Source organism: Pseudomonas sp. CIP-10 (assembly GCF_020911845.1).
Classification (GTDB): domain Bacteria; phylum Pseudomonadota; class Gammaproteobacteria; order Pseudomonadales; family Pseudomonadaceae; genus Aquipseudomonas; species Aquipseudomonas alloputida.
This window is the reverse complement of the sequence record NZ_CP087160.1, coordinates 4,362,776-4,377,510: the sequence shown is the minus strand read 5'-3', so window position 1 is coordinate 4,377,510 and position 14,735 is coordinate 4,362,776. Positions and strand designations below refer to the sequence as shown.

Here is a 14,735-nt window from a genome sequence, read left to right as displayed (position 1 = left end):
CCCGCTATGAGTTCCGCCCTGTCCATCCGACAGCTGACCAAGACCTACGGCAATGGCTTTCAGGCCCTCAAAGGCATCGACCTCGATGTTGCCGAAGGCGACTTCTTCGCCTTGCTCGGCCCCAACGGCGCCGGCAAATCCACCACCATCGGCATTCTCTCGACCCTGGTGAACAAGACCAGCGGCACAGTGAGCGTGTTCGGTCACGACCTGGACCGCGAGCCCTCCGCGCTCAAGCGTTGCCTGGGCGTGGTGCCGCAAGAGTTCAACTTCAACCAGTTCGAGAAGACCTTCGACATCGTCGTGACCCAAGCCGGGTACTATGGCATCCCGCCCAAGCTGGCCAAGGAGCGCGCCGAGCAGTACCTGACCCAGCTGGGCCTGTGGGACAAACGTGATGTGCAGTCGCGTTCGTTGTCCGGCGGCATGAAGCGGCGTCTGATGATTGCCCGCGCATTGATCCACGAACCGCGTCTGCTGATCCTGGACGAACCCACCGCGGGGGTGGATATCGAGCTGCGCCGCTCGATGTGGAGCTTCCTCACCGAGCTGAACCAGAAGGGCATCACCATCATCCTCACCACCCACTACCTGGAAGAGGCTGAACAGCTGTGCCGTAACATCGGCATCATCGACCACGGCACCATCGTCGAGAACACCAGCATGCGCCAGTTGCTGGGCAAGCTGCATGTCGAAACCTTCGTGCTCGACCTCAAGCAGGACCTGGCCACGGCGCCGGTACTGCAGGGCTACCCGTGCCGGCTGCTGACCCCGCATAGCCTGGAAGTGCAGGTGGAGAAGGACATCGGCATCACCGCGCTGTTCGGCCAGCTGGCGCTGCAGAACATCGAGGTACAGAGCCTGCGCAACAAGACCAACCGACTTGAGGAGCTGTTCGTGTCCCTGGTGGAAAAAAACCTGTCGAAGGTGGCCGTATGAGTGTGGAACTGCGCACCAACTGGGTCGCCCTGAACACCATCGTCTACCGCGAAGTGCGGCGCTTCCTACGCATCTGGCCGCAGACGTTGCTGCCACCAGCGATCACCATGGTTCTGTACTTCGTCATCTTCGGCAACCTGATTGGCCGGCAGATCGGCGACATGGGTGGCTTCACCTACATGCAGTACATCGTGCCGGGGCTGATCATGATGTCGGTGATCACCAACTCATACGGCAACGTGGTGTCGAGCTTTTTCGGCAGCAAGTTCCAGCGCTCGATCGAAGAACTGATGGTGTCGCCGGTGTCGCCGCACACCATTCTCATCGGCTATGTGCTGGGTGGGGTGCTGCGTGGTTTGGCGGTGGGGGTGATCGTGACCATCCTGTCGATGTTCTTCACCGACCTGCAGGTGCACCACCTGGGCGTGACCGTGGTGGTTGTGCTGCTGACAGCCACCATCTTTTCGCTGCTTGGCTTCGTCAACGCAGTGTTCGCGCGCAACTTCGACGATATCTCGATCATCCCGACCTTCGTGCTGACGCCGCTGACCTACCTGGGCGGGGTGTTCTACTCGATCAACCTGCTGCCGCCGTTCTGGCAGACCGTGTCGTTGGCCAACCCGGTGCTGCACATGGTCAACTCGTTCCGCTACGGCATTCTAGGGGTGTCGGATATCAGCATTGGCACGGCGATCACCTTCATGCTGGTGGCCACTGCGGTGCTCTACGTTGTTTGCGTTCGCTTGCTGGTCAGCGGCCGTGGCATGCGGGCCTGAAGCCTTGCACCGGCATTGGCGACGACGCCACTGCCGGCCCACCCACCAGCGCCAGTAGAACATGGTGGTGAAGTAGGCAAGGATGCCCAGCACCACGCCGCACACCACCGAGCCGAGCAGGAAGGGTTGCCACAGCGTCGACAGCTGGTCGGTGATCCACTGGAAGGTCAGCTCGTCGGGCAGGGTGCGCGGCGGTACCTGCATCAGCCAGGCACCGGTCATGTAGGTGACGAAGAACACCGGCGGCATGGTCAACGGGTTGGTCAGCCACACCAGGCTGACGGCGACCGGCAGATTGCCGCGCACCGGGATCGCCAGGGCCGCCGCCAGCAGCATCTGCATCGGGATGGGAATAAGCGCCGCGAACAGGCCCACACCCATGGCTCTGGCCACCGAATGGCGGTTCAGGTGCCAGAGGTTGGGGTCGTGCAGCAATTTGCCGAAAAAGCGTAAGGACTTGTGTTCCCGAATGCTGGTCGGGTCCGGCATGTAGCGTTTGAAAAGTCGGCGCGGCATGTAGGCTCCCGGAGCGTTGACCCTGGCAGTATGCCCTTAATCCTGCTCCGCCTCGTTTAGAGTTTGTGACAATTGTTGAGCAAGCGATGCCGGCAATTGAGCTATGCCTCAGGAGGTGACTCGCCTTCTGGAGCTCTACCTCATGCGCACAGGGATGTTTGCGCTCGCGCTCGGGCTGTTGTGCCTGGGCTTTCTGCCCGCATTGCCATCGGTCGGATGGTTGATAACCCTGGCAGCCTGCGCTGTCGGCAGCCTGTTTACCCGCGTATGGGCGTTGGGATGGTTTCTGCTGGGCTTGTGTTGGGCGTGCTGGTCTGCTCAGCAGGCCCTTGATGATCGTCTGGCTGCCGGCCTGGAGGGGCGCACCTTGTGGCTGGAGGGGCGGGTGGCGGGTTTGCCGGCCCGCACTGCACAAGGCGTGCGTTTCGAGCTGGAAGCGCCACGCTCGCGGCGGGCCGAACTGCCTCAGCGTTTGCAACTGAGCTGGTTCGATGGGCCGCCGCTGCGGGCGGGCGAGCAGTGGCGGCTGGCGGTGACCTTGCAACGCCCGGCCGGGCTGCTGAACCCGCACGGGCCTGACCGGGAAGCGCAGTTGCTGGCGCGACGGGTGGGGGCTACGGGTACGGTCAAGGCGGGGCAGTTGCTGGCGCCAGTGGCCGGTGGTTGGCGCGATGCGCTGCGTCAGCGCTTGCTGATGGTCGAAGCCAATGGCCGACAGGCAGCGCTGGTGGCCTTGGTGCTTGGCGACGGTGCGGGCATGGCCCGGGAGGACTGGCAGACGTTGCAGGCCACCGGCACGGTGCACCTGCTGGTGATTTCCGGCCAGCACATCGGCCTGGTCGCCGGTTTGCTCTATGGCCTGGTCGCCGGGCTGGCACGTTGGGGGCTATGGCCGGCAAGGCTACCGTGGTTACCCTGGGCCTGCGGCCTGGCCATGGCCGCAGCGCTGGCCTACGGCTGGCTGGCGGGTGGTGGGGTGCCAGTGCAGCGGGCCTGCCTGATGCTGGCCGTGGTGCTGCTCTGGCGTCTGCGCTTTCGCCACCTTGGCGCTTTTTTTCCGTTGCTGCTTGCACTGGTCGCTGTGCTTGTATTCGAGCCACTGGCGGCGTTGCTGCCTGGGTTCTGGCTGTCGTTCGCCGCCGTGGCCACGCTCATCTACTGCTTCAGTGCCCGGTTGGGGGGTTGGCGGCCCTGGCAGGCCTGGACACGAGCGCAATGGGTGATCGCCGTCGGCTTGCTGCCGGTGTTGCTGGCCACCGGCTTGCCGGTGAGCCTCAGTGCACCGCTGGCCAACCTTGTGGCGGTGCCGTGGGTCAGCCTGGCGGTCTTGCCATTGGCGTTGTTGGGCACGCTGATGTTGCCGCTGGCGGGCGTTGGCGAGGCGTTGCTCTGGCTGGCAGGTGGCCTGCTGGATGTGCTGTTCCGCGGGCTGGCGCTGGTGGCGCAACAGCGCCCGGCATGGGTGCCGCCGGCCCTGCCGTGGTGGGCCTGGCTGCTGGTATGTCTGGGTGCGCTGTTGCTTTTGCTGCCTCGTGGTGTGCCGCTGCGCGGGTTGGGAGGGGTGATGCTGCTGGCGCTGTGGGTACCCAGGGAGCCGGTGCCGTTTGGCCAAATCGAGGTCTGGCAGCTGGATGTCGGCCAGGGGCTGGCGGTGCTCTTGCGTACGCGGCATCACAGCCTGCTTTACGATGCCGGGCCGGCCAGGGGGGAAAGCGACTTGGGGGAACGCGTGGTGCTGCCAACCTTGCGCAAGCTGGGGGTGGGCGGCCTTGACGTGATGGTGATCAGCCATGCGCATGCCGATCATGCGGGCGGGGCCGAGGCCATTGCGCGTGGTTTGCCGATCAGGCGGATAATCGGTGGGGAAGCGCTGGTTGATGTTCCGTTGCAGCCTTGTGCCAGTGGCGAGCAATGGGACTGGGATGGCGTGCGTTTTTCGTTGTGGCGCTGGGTGGACGGGCAGAGCAGTAATGACCGTTCCTGTGTGCTGTTGGTCGAGGCGCAGGGCGAGCGCTTGCTGCTGGCGGGGGATATGGAAGTTGCTGCCGAACGGGCCTGGCTGGCGGACACTGAAGTGCCGCGTATCGACTGGCTGCAGGCGCCGCATCATGGCAGTCGCAGCTCGTCCACCGAGGCGTTCGTCCGGGCTACCGCACCGCGCGGGGTATTGATTTCGCGGGGGCGCAACAACAGCTTCGGGCACCCCCACGTGCAGGTGGTCGAGCGGTATAAGCGGCATGGGGTGGTGATGCATGATACGGCAGTGGAGGGGGCATTGCGGTTGGTGCTGGGGCGGCATGGGGAGGTTGAGGGTGTGCGCCGACAGCGGCGATTCTGGCGTGATGTGGGGGGTGGCTGATCTGGCCCTTTCGCGGGTAAAGCCGCTGCCACAGGTACTGCACGGCCCAGAGGGCCGACCCGGTAGCCCGACAGCCTAATTCCCTGACCTCCGGCAGATGAGCCCTCGGCGCGCCTATGGTAGAGTGGCGGCCTTTTTCCGAAGGGGCGTTTACTGTGTGGGAATTGGTCAAGTCCGGTGGTTGGATGATGCTGCCGATCATTCTGAGTTCCATCGTTGCCATGGCTATCGTCGTCGAGCGCCTGTGGACCCTGCGTGCCAGCCGCGTCACCCCGCCCCACCTGCTGGGCCAGGTGTGGATGTGGATCAAGGACAAGCAACTGACCAGTGACAAGCTCAAGGCGCTGCGGGCCGATTCGCCACTGGGCGAAATCCTGGCAGCGGGCCTCGCCAACTCGCGCCATGGTCGTGAAATCATGAAAGAGTGCATCGAGGAGGCCGCCTCGCGCGTCATCCACGAACTGGAACGCTACATCAGCACCCTCGGCACCATCGCCGCCATGGCGCCTCTGCTGGGCCTGCTGGGCACCGTGCTGGGCATGATCGACATTTTCAGCGCCTTCATGGGCTCGCAGATGACCGCCAACGCCGCCGTGCTGGCCGGTGGTATCTCCAAGGCCCTGGTCACCACTGCGGCAGGCCTGATGGTCGGTATCCCGGCGGTGTTCTTCCACCGCTTCCTGCTGCGCCGCATCGATGAGCTGGTGGTCGGCATGGAGCAGGAGGCGATCAAGCTGGTGGAAGTGATCCAGGGCGACCGTGAAGTGGAAGTGGCCGGAGGCAAGGCGTGAAGTTCCGGCGCAATCGCCAGCGGGAGAACGTCGACATCAACCTGGCGTCGCTGATCGACGTGGTGTTCGTCCTGCTGCTGTTCTTCGTGGTTACCACCACCTTCACCCGCGAAACGCAACTGCGCGTCGAGTTGCCCGAAGCCACCAGCGCCGAGCCGGCGCCGGCCGACCCGGGCAAGCTGGTGGAAATCACCATCAGCGCCGAAGGCGTGTATTCGGTGAACAACCACCTGCTGCCCAAAAGCGACCTGGCCACCCTGAGCGAGGCCATAGCGCGCGAGTCGGGCGGCGACAACACGCTGCCGCTGGCCATCAGCGCCGACGGCAAGACCCCGCACCAGGCTGTGGTCACCGCAATGGATGCTGCCGGCAAGCTCGGTTTCAGCCAGTTGCGCATGACCACCGTCGAGGCGGCCCAGGGCACGCCTTGATGGCGTTCGCCGACCGCTTGCTCGCTGCCTGGTACGCCGGGCATCCGGCGCTGGCGCTGCTGCGTCCGCTGGAGGCCTTGTATCGCCGCGTGGTCACGCGCAAGCGGGCACGTTTTCTAAGGGGTGACAGTGCCAGCTACCGGGCACCGGTACCGGTCATTGTCGTGGGCAACATCACCGTCGGTGGCACCGGCAAGACGCCGATGATTCTCTGGTTGATCGAACACTGTCGCCAGCAAGGGCTGAAGGTGGGCGTAGTCAGCCGCGGTTATGGTGCCAGGCCTCCACGGCTGCCCTGGCGGGTGCAGGCCGATCAGCCGGCCGATGAGGCGGGCGACGAGCCGCTGCTGATCGTGCAACGCACCGGCGTGCCACTGATGATCGACCCGGATCGCGCCCGGGCCGTGCAGGCATTGCTGGCCAGCGAACCCCTCGACCTGATCCTGTGCGACGACGGTATGCAACATTACCGCCTGGCCCGTGACCTGGAACTGGTGCTGATCGACGCTGCCCGCGGCCTGGGCAATGGCCGCTGCCTGCCGGCGGGGCCGTTGCGTGAGCCGGCCGACCGCTTGCGTGAGGCTGACGCGGTGCTGTTCAACGGCGCCAGCGAAGACCGCACCGAGGGTTTTGGTTTCCGCCTGCAGCCGTCGGCCCTGGTCAACGTGCGCACTGGCGAGCGCCGTGCGCTCGACCATTTCCCCGCCGGCCAGCGCCTGCATGCGGTGGCCGGTATCGGCAACCCGCAACGTTTCTTCAACACCCTGCTGGGGCTAAACTGGCAGCCGGTGCCGCATCCCTTCGCCGACCATGCGCAGTTCAGTGCCCGGAGCCTGGTTTTCAGCCCGCCACTGCCGCTGGTCATGACCGAGAAGGACGCGGTGAAATGCCGGGCCTTTGCCGCTGACGACTGGTGGTACCTGGCCGTCGAAGCGCAGCCTACGCCGGCTTTCAGCGCCTGGTTCGACAACCAGCTGCAACGCTTGTTGCGCAAACCCTGAGCCCGTTTTCAATTTCCGGCCACCTGGCCTAAAGGAAGCCTCCAATGGACACCAAACTGCTTGATATCCTGGCCTGCCCGATCACCAAGGGCCCGCTCAAGCTGAGCGCCGACAAGACCGAGCTGATCAGCAAAGGCGCTGGCCTGGCCTACCCGATTCGCGACGGTATCCCGGTCATGCTGGAAAGCGAGGCACGCACCCTGACCGACGACGAGCGTCTTGACAAATGAGCCTGGAATTTACGGTAGTAATCCCCGCCCGGCTGCGCTCCACCCGCCTGCCAGGCAAACCGCTGTTGCTGATTGCCGGCAAGCCAATGGTGCAACATGTGTGGGAGCAGGCCCGCAAGAGCGGTGCCAGCCGTGTGGTCATCGCCACCGACGACACCAGCATCCTCGAAGCCTGCCAGGCCTTCGGTGCCGAAGTGCTGATGACCCGTGCCGATCATGAATCGGGCACTGACCGCCTGGCCGAAGTGGCCGCGTACCTAGGGTTGCCGGCTGACGCCATTGTGGTCAACGTGCAGGGCGACGAGCCGCTGATCCCGCCGGTGATCATCGACCAGGTGGCGGCCAACCTGGCGGCGCATCCGGAAGCCGGTATCGCCACCCTGGCCGAGCCGATCCATGAACCGGAAACCGTGTTCAACCCGAACGCGGTCAAGGTGGTGAGTGACAAGAACGGCCTGGCCCTGACGTTCAGCCGAGCGCCGCTGCCCTGGGCCCGCGATACCTTTGCCAAGGCCCGCGACGTGCTGCCGGAAGGGGTGCCCTATCGCCGTCATATTGGCATGTACGCCTACCGTGTCGGCTTCCTGCACGACTTCGTCAGCTGGGGCCCATGCTGGCTCGAGCAGGCTGAAGCGCTGGAGCAGCTGCGTGCCCTGTGGCACGGCGTACGCATTCACATCGAGGACGCCATCGAGGCGCCTGCCGTGGGTGTCGACACCCCTGAGGATCTGGAGCGCGTACGGCGCTTGCTGGAGGCCTGATGCGCGTCCTGTTCGTGTGCCTGGGCAACATCTGCCGCTCGCCTACCGCCGAAGGCGTGCTGCGCCATCAATTGCACGCCGCCGGGCTCGCTGACAAGGTGCAGGTGGCTTCTGCCGGCACCGGCGATTGGCATGTCGGCAAGGCGCCAGACAGCCGCACCTGCAAGGCGGCGCTGGCGCGCGGTTACGACCTGTCGCAGCAACGCGCCCAACAGGTCAAGGCATCGCACTTCGCCGAATACGATCTGGTGTTGGCCATGGATGAGCACAACCTGCGCGATCTGCGCGCCCTGCGCCCGTCCACGGCAGTGGGCGAACTCGACCTGTTCCTGCGCCGCTACGGTGCAGCCCTGGATGAAGTGCCAGACCCGTACTACGGTGGCGCCGACGGCTTCGAGCAGGTGCTGGACCTGGTGGAAGCGGCTTGCCAGGCGCTGGTACTGGAAATCAAGGGGCGTCTATGACAGTGCAGTGGCAGGAGCAGGTATCGCTCAAGCCTTACAATACCTTCGGCATCGACGTGAAGGCGCGCTATTTCAGCCAGGTGCAGGACGACCAGCAGGTGCGTCAGGCACTGGGCCAGGCACAGCAGAGGGGCTTGCCGGTACTGGTGATCGGGGGTGGCAGCAACCTGCTGCTGACCCGCGATATCGATGCACTGGTGCTGCACATGGCCAGCCGCGGTCGGCGTGTGCTCAGTGACGATGGCGAGCGTATCGTGGTCGAAGCCGAGGCCGGTGAGCCATGGCACGCGTTTGTGCAATGGGCGCTGGCGCAGGGCTATTGCGGGTTGGAGAACCTCAGCCTGATCCCCGGCACCGTGGGTGCTGCGCCGATGCAGAACGTGGGCGCTTACGGGGTGGAAATCAAGGACGTATTCGCCGGGCTGACAGCCCTGGACCGTGAGACGGGCGCGCTGCGTGACTTCAGTTTGGCGGAATGTGCTTTCGGCTATCGCGACAGCCTTTTCAAGCGCAATCCCGGCCGCTGGTTGATCCTGCGTGTGCGCTTTGCCTTGACCCGCACCCTGCACGCTCATCTGGACTATGGCCCGGTGCGCCATCGTCTGTCTGAGCAGGGTGTGACCGAGATGACCGCGCAAGCGATCAGCGATGCAATCTGCAGCATTCGCCGCGAGAAGCTGCCAGACCCGGTAGAGCTTGGCAATGCCGGGAGCTTCTTCAAGAACCCGGTGGTAACGGCTGATCTGGTCGAGCGAATTCGTGCGCAGTATCCCGCGGTTGTGGCTTACCCCCAAGCGGATGGCCAGGTGAAACTGGCCGCGGGCTGGTTGATTGAGCAGGCGGGCTGGAAGGGTCATCGTGACGGTGATGCTGGCGTGCATCGCTTGCAGTCGCTGGTGCTGGTCAACTATGGCCATGCGAGCGGAGCGCAGATGCATGCGCTGGCGCGCAAGATTCAGGCGGATATCTTCGAGCGGTTTGGGGTTGAGCTGGAGATGGAGCCTAATCTTTACTGATTTGCCGGCTGTGAACCCCCGTAGGAGCGGGTTTACCCGCGAAAGGGCCGGGCCTGGTGGCCAATTTCCACCCGCCGTTCACCGTTGCCGCCGCTACCGTATTCGCGGGTAAACCCGCTCCTACACCTGATCGGGGATGGACACACATCGGTGATTGGGCGCAGGCCGTCGTGTAGGAGCGGGTTTACCCGCGAAAGGGCCGGGCCTGGTGGCCAATTTCCACCCGCCGTTCACCGTTGCCGCCGCTACCGTATTCGCGGGTAAACCCGCTCCTACACGCTGATCGGTGGTGGACACACATCGGGGGGTTGGACACAGGCCATTGTAGGAGCGGGTTTACCCGCGAAGAGGCCCGTCAGGCAAACCAAAAAAAGCCCCGCCAGTTTGCACTGGCGGGGCTTTTTCATTCAGCTTTGGCTATCAGCCGTGATGAGGTTTGTGCTCATCGGCGGCTTCCAGGGCTGGTTCCTGGGAAGCTGCAGCAGCTTCCTGTGCCGCTTTGGCAGCAGCCTCGGCCTCCCGCTTGCGGCGACGCACTTCACGTGGGTCGTTCGGTGCACGGCCGTTGGCCAGCATGACAGTGGCAGGTTCGACCACTGCAGGTGCAGGTTCGACCACCGCAGGTGCAGGCTCGGCCACCACTTCTGGCTGGGCTTCGACAACCGGGGCAGGCTGTGCGGCAACCGGAGCGACTTCGACCTCGGCCGGGGCCTGTTCGATCTCGCCGGCTTCTACCGCTGGGGCTTCTGCTGGAGTTTCAGTGACCACGGTTTCTGCAACTACGACCGGCTCAACAGCAGGTGCATCTTCAGCGACAGGCTGCGGGGCCATTTCGACCACAGGCTCGGCAGTTGCCTCGGCTGCGGCCACTGGCTCGGTGACCGGCTGCTCGACCGCTGGGGCCACGGACGCTTCTTCAGCTTTGGTGACCGCTTCGACCTGCTCGACCGGTTGGGCGGCTTCGCTGTTGTCGGTTTCTGCAACGGCAGTGACTTCGGCAGTAGCACGCTCGGCCTGCTGGTTGGCCTGGGCTTCTGCGTCGGAGCTGATGTTGCTGCTGGCGACAGCAGCCGTCACGGCAAGGCCGGCAGCCAGTTCGGCACCCAGCTCGGTGGCCTGGTGCTGTTGTGGCTGCTCTTCGCTGCCTTCTTCTTCACTGCCGTCGATCAGCTCGCCATTGGCATTGCGCTGACGCTCACGACGGTTGCTGCGACGACGCTGGCCACGGGAGCGGCGGCGTGGGCGCTCGCCATCGGTGCCTTCCTGCTCGTCTTGCAGCAGCTCTTCGCTTGGCAGTTGCTCTTCGGCCAGTTCGGCAGCCTGCTCGGTTGCTTCTTCGGCAGCGCGTGGTTGGCGTTCTTCGCGTGGTGGGCGCGGGGCGCGCTCTTCACGTGGGGCGCGTTCTTCCCGAGGTGCGCGCTCTTCACGTGGAGCACGTTCTTCACGCGGTGCGCGTTCTTCACGTGGAGCACGTTCTTCACGCGGTGCGCGTTCTTCACGTGGCGCACGTTCTTCGCGAGGTGCGCGTTCTTCGCGTGGAGCACGCTCTTCGCGGGCTACACGTTCTTCACGCGGCTGGCGCTCTTCGCGTTCGGCTGGCGGGGTGGCGTCCAACGGTTCGCGCAGCTCGCGAACGCGCTCTTCGCCGCGGTTGCTACGGCGGTCTTCGCGTGGCTGGCGCGGAGTACGTTCTTCACGCGGTGCACGCTCTTCACGTGGGGCACGTTCCTCACGCGGTGCACGTTCTTCACGTGGGGCACGTTCCTCACGCGGTGCACGTTCTTCGCGTGGGGCGCGTTCCTCGCGCGGTGCGCGCTCGGCACGCTCTTCACGCGGTTTGCGTTCTTCGTCGCGGCGGCCGTTGCGGTTGCGGCTTTGCTGGCGGCCGTTGCGGCGTTCTTCGTTACGCGGGCTGCGCTCGGCAGCCGGTTTTTCGGCGGCGGGCACCACTGGCGCGGCGGCAGGCTCGTCCTTGCCGGCGAACAGGCTCACCAGCGACTTCACCAGGCCTTTGAACAGGCTTGGCTCCGGAGCGCTCGGGGCAGGGGCGACCGGGGCGGCAGGCTGGGGCTCTTCAGCGGCGGCCGGTACCGGTGCGTTGGCGCGGGCCGGGGCCGTCTTCACTGCGGCTTCCTGGCGTACCAGGGTGCGGGTGGCGGTCGGCTGCGGCGCTTCTTCAGCTTCGGCGGCGGCGATTTCGTAGCTGGACTGGTTGTTCAGCACTTCAGGGTTGTCGTCGCGCAGGCGCTGGACTTCGAAGTGCGGGGTTTCCAGGTGGTCGTTCGGCAGGATGATGATGCGCGCACGGGTGCGCAGCTCGATCTTGGTGATCGAGTTACGCTTTTCGTTCAGCAGGAACGCGGCTACCGGGATCGGCACTTGAGCACGTACTTCGGCGGTGCGGTCCTTCAGGGCTTCTTCTTCGATCAGGCGCAGGATGGCCAGCGACAGCGATTCGACGTCGCGGATGATGCCGGTGCCGGAGCAGCGTGGGCAGACGATGCCGCTGCTTTCGCCCAGCGATGGGCGCAGACGCTGACGGGACATTTCCAGCAGGCCGAAGCGCGAGATGCGGCCAACCTGCACGCGGGCGCGGTCGGCTTCCAGGCATTCACGCACGCGCTCTTCAACAGCGCGCTGGTTCTTCGCCGGGGTCATGTCGATGAAGTCGATGACGATCAGGCCGCCGATGTCACGCAGGCGCAGCTGGCGGGCAATTTCCTCGGCCGCTTCCAGGTTGGTCTGCAGGGCGGTTTCTTCGATGTCGCTGCCTTTGGTGGCGCGCGCCGAGTTGATGTCGATGGACACCAGGGCTTCGGTCGGGTCGATCACGATCGAACCGCCGGACGGCAGGTCGACCACGCGCTGGAAGGCGGTCTCGATCTGGCTTTCGATCTGGAAGCGGTTGAACAGCGGCACGCTGTCTTCGTACAGCTTGACCTTGCTGGCGTACTGCGGCATCACTTGGCGGATGAAGGTCAGCGCTTCTTCCTGGGCGTCGATGCTGTCGATCAGCACTTCGCCGATGTCCTGGCGCAGGTAGTCGCGGATGGCGCGGATGATGACGTTGCTTTCCTGGTAGATCAGGAATGGCGCGGCGCGGTCCAGGGACGCTTCCTTGATGGCGGTCCACAGCTGCAGCAGGTAATCCAGGTCCCACTGCATTTCTTCGCTGCTGCGGCCAAGGCCGGCAGTGCGCACGATCAGGCCCATGTCGCCCGGTACAGTCAGGCCGTTCAGGGCTTCGCGCAGTTCGTTGCGCTCTTCGCCTTCGATGCGGCGCGAGATGCCACCGGCACGCGGGTTGTTGGGCATCAGCACCAGGTAGCGGCCGGCCAGGCTGATGAAGGTGGTGAGGGCGGCGCCTTTGTTGCCGCGCTCTTCCTTCTCGACCTGAACGATGACTTCCTGGCCTTCGCTGAGCACTTCCTTGATGTTGACCCGGCCTTCTGGGGCCTTCTTGAAGTACTCGCGGGAGATTTCTTTCAGCGGCAGGAAGCCGTGACGTTCGGAACCGAAGTCGACGAAGGCGGCTTCGAGGCTGGGTTCGATGCGGGTGATCTTGCCTTTGTAGATGTTGGCCTTTTTCTGCTCGCGCGCGCCGGACTCGATGTCCAGGTCGTAGAGACGTTGGCCGTCCACCAGGGCTACACGCAACTCTTCGGGTTGAGTCGCGTTAATCAGCATTCTTTTCATGTTGTACCGTCGGTTTCCGGGCTGCCGGAAACGGCGTTCGGCACACACGACGTCTCATGGTCGGTGCCAAGGTGCGCAAAGGGTGGCCGGGCCACCCCCGTGTCGAGCGACGTTCGGCACCAGCCGGTTGCCCAGCCTGCCGTTGTCGCGACGACGCGTCCTGTTTGCTGCGGTGCCAACAAGGCCCCGATGGCTTCGAATAGGTATCCGAATCAACCAAGCGGGCCTTGTGCACTCAGTCAGGAGGAGGAATCAACCGTCAGCCGTGGACGCCCGGAGGGCATCTGTTCAGGACCTTATCCGCTCACCAGCCGTCAGTGGGCTGGTGGCCGGACGCGGTGCTACACGGTCCGAGGGCTGTGCATCTCCACCCTGCACGTATCCCTGATAATTCGGGTGCTGCCGCGCGCTGAATCCGCAACGGGTTGCATTTTTCGCCAGCGCTGGTTCTGCGCTGGCGCCATTCATGTCCAAGGCAGGTATTTCCGAAGCATTCGCCGGGCGATGCGTGGAAGCGACTCGCGGGCAGAGGTGCAGCGAAAAGAATCGGGTAAGCAGGTGAAACACCGCACTTGTCGTTTTTTTTCGGTCTTCTCTACACGGCGCTGGTGGCGATTCCAGGCATTTCGGTAAACTGGCGAAAACCCCGTAGGACGGCCTCGCGTCCTGGAGAATTGCGAAGGTCAAGGACCGGCAAAGAGCCTGGTGCCGCTGGCCTGCCGCTTTTGGCGGCGTTCGCGACTATAGCAGCAATGATTAAGTGCTTCAATTCCATAAAAAATTGTTATGATCTCGCAATGACGACCAATACCCCTCCGACTTCCGGCGTTCAGCTGATCGAAGTCGCGCCGGAGCTTGCCGGCCAACGCATCGATAATTTCCTCATCACGGCCCTCAAGGGCGTGCCCAAGACACTGGTCTACCGCATCCTGCGCAAGGGTGAGGTGAGGGTCAACAAGGGCCGCGTCAAGCCGGAGTACAAGATCCAGGCCGGCGACATCGTGCGCGTTCCGCCCGTCCGCTTGCCGGAACGAGACGAGCCGGCGCCGGTGGCCCAAGGCCTGCTGCAGCGTCTGGAAGCCGCCATTGTCTACGAGGACAAAGCGCTTATCGTGATGAACAAGCCGGCCGGCATCGCCGTGCACGGCGGCAGTGGCCTGAGCTTCGGGGTGATCGAGGCGCTGCGCCAGTTGCGCCCGGACGCCAAGGAGCTGGAGCTGGTGCACCGCCTGGATCGCGACACGTCTGGCCTGTTGATGATCGCCAAGAAGCGCAGCATGCTGCGCCACCTGCATGCCGCCCTGCGCGGCGATGGTGTCGACAAGCGCTACATGGCGCTGGTGCGCGGCCACTGGCCAACCTCGAAAAAGCAGGTCAACGCGCCGTTGCTCAAGAGCAACCTGCGTTCCGGCGAGCGCATGGTCGAAGTGAACGATGAAGGCAAGGAGGCGCTGACCCTGTTTCGCGTCCTGCGCCGTTTTGGTGACTTTGCCACCATTGTCGAGGCGCGCCCGATCACCGGTCGTACCCATCAGATCCGCGTGCACACCCTGCATGCCGGGCACATGATCGCAGGCGACAGCAAATACGGCGACGAAGACTTCAGCCGGGAAATTCGCGAGCTGGGTGGCAAGCGCCTGTTCTTGCATGCCTACGCGTTGACTGTACCGCTGCCCGACGGTGGCGAGTTGAAGCTCGAGGCGCCTGTGGATGAGGTATGGGCGAAAACCGTTGAACGTCTGAGTGCGTCCTGAC

The 14,735-nt window shown here is 64.3% G+C and carries 12 protein-coding genes and 1 pseudogene; 11 read left to right on the top strand and 2 right to left on the bottom strand.

All coding sequences use genetic code 11. The features are described from left to right. Window positions 1-6: 6 nt before the first annotated feature. Both LMH93_RS19770 and LMH93_RS19765 read left to right on the top strand, forming a co-directional pair. The gene (locus tag LMH93_RS19770) at window positions 7-939 is read left to right on the top strand and encodes an ABC transporter ATP-binding protein (protein WP_003247127.1); all 933 of its coding nucleotides are present in this window, start codon (window positions 7-9) and stop codon (window positions 937-939) included. Beyond that, window positions 936-1,715, top strand: a complete 780-nt coding sequence (locus LMH93_RS19765) for an ABC transporter permease (RefSeq protein ID WP_047604512.1) — start codon at window positions 936-938, stop codon at window positions 1,713-1,715. Before LMH93_RS19770 ends, LMH93_RS19765 begins: the two co-directional genes overlap by 4 nt. A 9-nt stretch (window positions 1,716-1,724) precedes the next feature. On the opposite strand, the pseudogene LMH93_RS19760 reads toward LMH93_RS19765, so the two are convergent. Then, window positions 1,725-2,231 (bottom strand): annotated as a pseudogene (locus LMH93_RS19760) (DUF2062 domain-containing protein); the annotation flags it as partial. A gap of 142 nt (window positions 2,232-2,373) precedes the next feature. On the opposite strand from LMH93_RS19760, the gene LMH93_RS19755 reads away from it, so the two are divergent. The 8 genes from LMH93_RS19755 (at window position 2,374) to murB (ending at window position 9,284) form a co-directional block, all read left to right on the top strand. Continuing rightward, the gene (locus LMH93_RS19755) at window positions 2,374-4,590 is read left to right on the top strand and encodes a DNA internalization-related competence protein ComEC/Rec2 (RefSeq protein WP_230064479.1); all 2,217 of its coding nucleotides are present in this window, start codon (window positions 2,374-2,376) and stop codon (window positions 4,588-4,590) included. 155 nt (window positions 4,591-4,745) lie between these two features. Further along, a complete protein-coding gene (locus LMH93_RS19750; protein ID WP_003247132.1) occupies window positions 4,746-5,381 on the top strand; it encodes a MotA/TolQ/ExbB proton channel family protein in 636 nt (211 codons plus the stop codon). Beyond that, window positions 5,378-5,812, top strand: a complete 435-nt coding sequence (locus LMH93_RS19745) for an ExbD/TolR family protein (protein WP_014859651.1) — start codon at window positions 5,378-5,380, stop codon at window positions 5,810-5,812. Before LMH93_RS19750 ends, LMH93_RS19745 begins: the two co-directional genes overlap by 4 nt. Then, window positions 5,812-6,813 (top strand): tetraacyldisaccharide 4'-kinase, encoded by a 1,002-nt coding sequence (lpxK, locus tag LMH93_RS19740; protein ID WP_014859650.1) that lies wholly within the window; start codon window positions 5,812-5,814, stop codon window positions 6,811-6,813. Before LMH93_RS19745 ends, lpxK begins: the two co-directional genes overlap by 1 nt. Window positions 6,814-6,857: 44 nt before the next feature. Continuing rightward, window positions 6,858-7,043 (top strand): Trm112 family protein, encoded by a 186-nt coding sequence (locus tag LMH93_RS19735; protein WP_003247142.1) that lies wholly within the window; start codon window positions 6,858-6,860, stop codon window positions 7,041-7,043. Beyond that, complete coding sequence (gene kdsB / locus LMH93_RS19730) at window positions 7,040-7,804, top strand: 3-deoxy-manno-octulosonate cytidylyltransferase (RefSeq protein WP_003247143.1); 765 nt, start codon at window positions 7,040-7,042, stop codon at window positions 7,802-7,804. The genes LMH93_RS19735 and kdsB overlap by 4 nt, the downstream gene beginning before the upstream one ends. Next, entirely contained in the window at window positions 7,804-8,268 is a 465-nt protein-coding gene (locus LMH93_RS19725; RefSeq protein ID WP_004575950.1) for a low molecular weight protein-tyrosine-phosphatase, read from the top strand. Before kdsB ends, LMH93_RS19725 begins: the two co-directional genes overlap by 1 nt. After that, the gene (gene murB, locus LMH93_RS19720) at window positions 8,265-9,284 is read left to right on the top strand and encodes a UDP-N-acetylmuramate dehydrogenase (protein ID WP_230064478.1); all 1,020 of its coding nucleotides are present in this window, start codon (window positions 8,265-8,267) and stop codon (window positions 9,282-9,284) included. The genes LMH93_RS19725 and murB overlap by 4 nt, the downstream gene beginning before the upstream one ends. Window positions 9,285-9,704: 420 nt before the next feature. On the opposite strand, the gene rne is transcribed toward murB, so the two are convergent. Beyond that, window positions 9,705-12,980 carry a ribonuclease E gene (rne, locus tag LMH93_RS19715; protein ID WP_230064477.1) on the bottom strand — a complete coding sequence of 1,092 codons (3,276 nt, stop codon included), beginning with the start codon at window positions 12,978-12,980 and terminating at the stop codon, window positions 9,705-9,707. A 797-nt stretch (window positions 12,981-13,777) separates the two neighbouring features. Here rne and rluC point away from each other — a divergent pair. Next, window positions 13,778-14,734, top strand: a complete 957-nt coding sequence (gene rluC / locus LMH93_RS19710; protein ID WP_003247149.1) for a 23S rRNA pseudouridine(955/2504/2580) synthase RluC — start codon at window positions 13,778-13,780, stop codon at window positions 14,732-14,734. Window position 14,735: the final 1 nt, after the last annotated feature.

What these genes read in the sequence shown, in the direction of transcription:
- LMH93_RS19770 (WP_003247127.1), top strand. Translation starts at nt 7, where the DNA reads ATGAGTTCCGCCCTGTCCATCCGACAGCTGACCAAGACCTACGGCAAT.
- LMH93_RS19765 (WP_047604512.1), top strand. Translation starts at nt 936, where the DNA reads ATGAGTGTGGAACTGCGCACCAACTGGGTCGCCCTGAACACCATCGTC.
- LMH93_RS19755 (WP_230064479.1), top strand. Translation starts at nt 2,374, where the DNA reads ATGCGCACAGGGATGTTTGCGCTCGCGCTCGGGCTGTTGTGCCTGGGC.
- lpxK (WP_014859650.1), top strand. Translation starts at nt 5,812, where the DNA reads ATGGCGTTCGCCGACCGCTTGCTCGCTGCCTGGTACGCCGGGCATCCG.
- LMH93_RS19735 (WP_003247142.1), top strand. Translation starts at nt 6,858, where the DNA reads ATGGACACCAAACTGCTTGATATCCTGGCCTGCCCGATCACCAAGGGC.
- kdsB (WP_003247143.1), top strand. Translation starts at nt 7,040, where the DNA reads ATGAGCCTGGAATTTACGGTAGTAATCCCCGCCCGGCTGCGCTCCACC.
- LMH93_RS19725 (WP_004575950.1), top strand. Translation starts at nt 7,804, where the DNA reads ATGCGCGTCCTGTTCGTGTGCCTGGGCAACATCTGCCGCTCGCCTACC.
- murB (WP_230064478.1), top strand. Translation starts at nt 8,265, where the DNA reads ATGACAGTGCAGTGGCAGGAGCAGGTATCGCTCAAGCCTTACAATACC.
- rne (WP_230064477.1), bottom strand. Translation starts at nt 12,980, where the DNA reads ATGAAAAGAATGCTGATTAACGCGACTCAACCCGAAGAGTTGCGTGTA.
- rluC (WP_003247149.1), top strand. Translation starts at nt 13,778, where the DNA reads ATGACGACCAATACCCCTCCGACTTCCGGCGTTCAGCTGATCGAAGTC.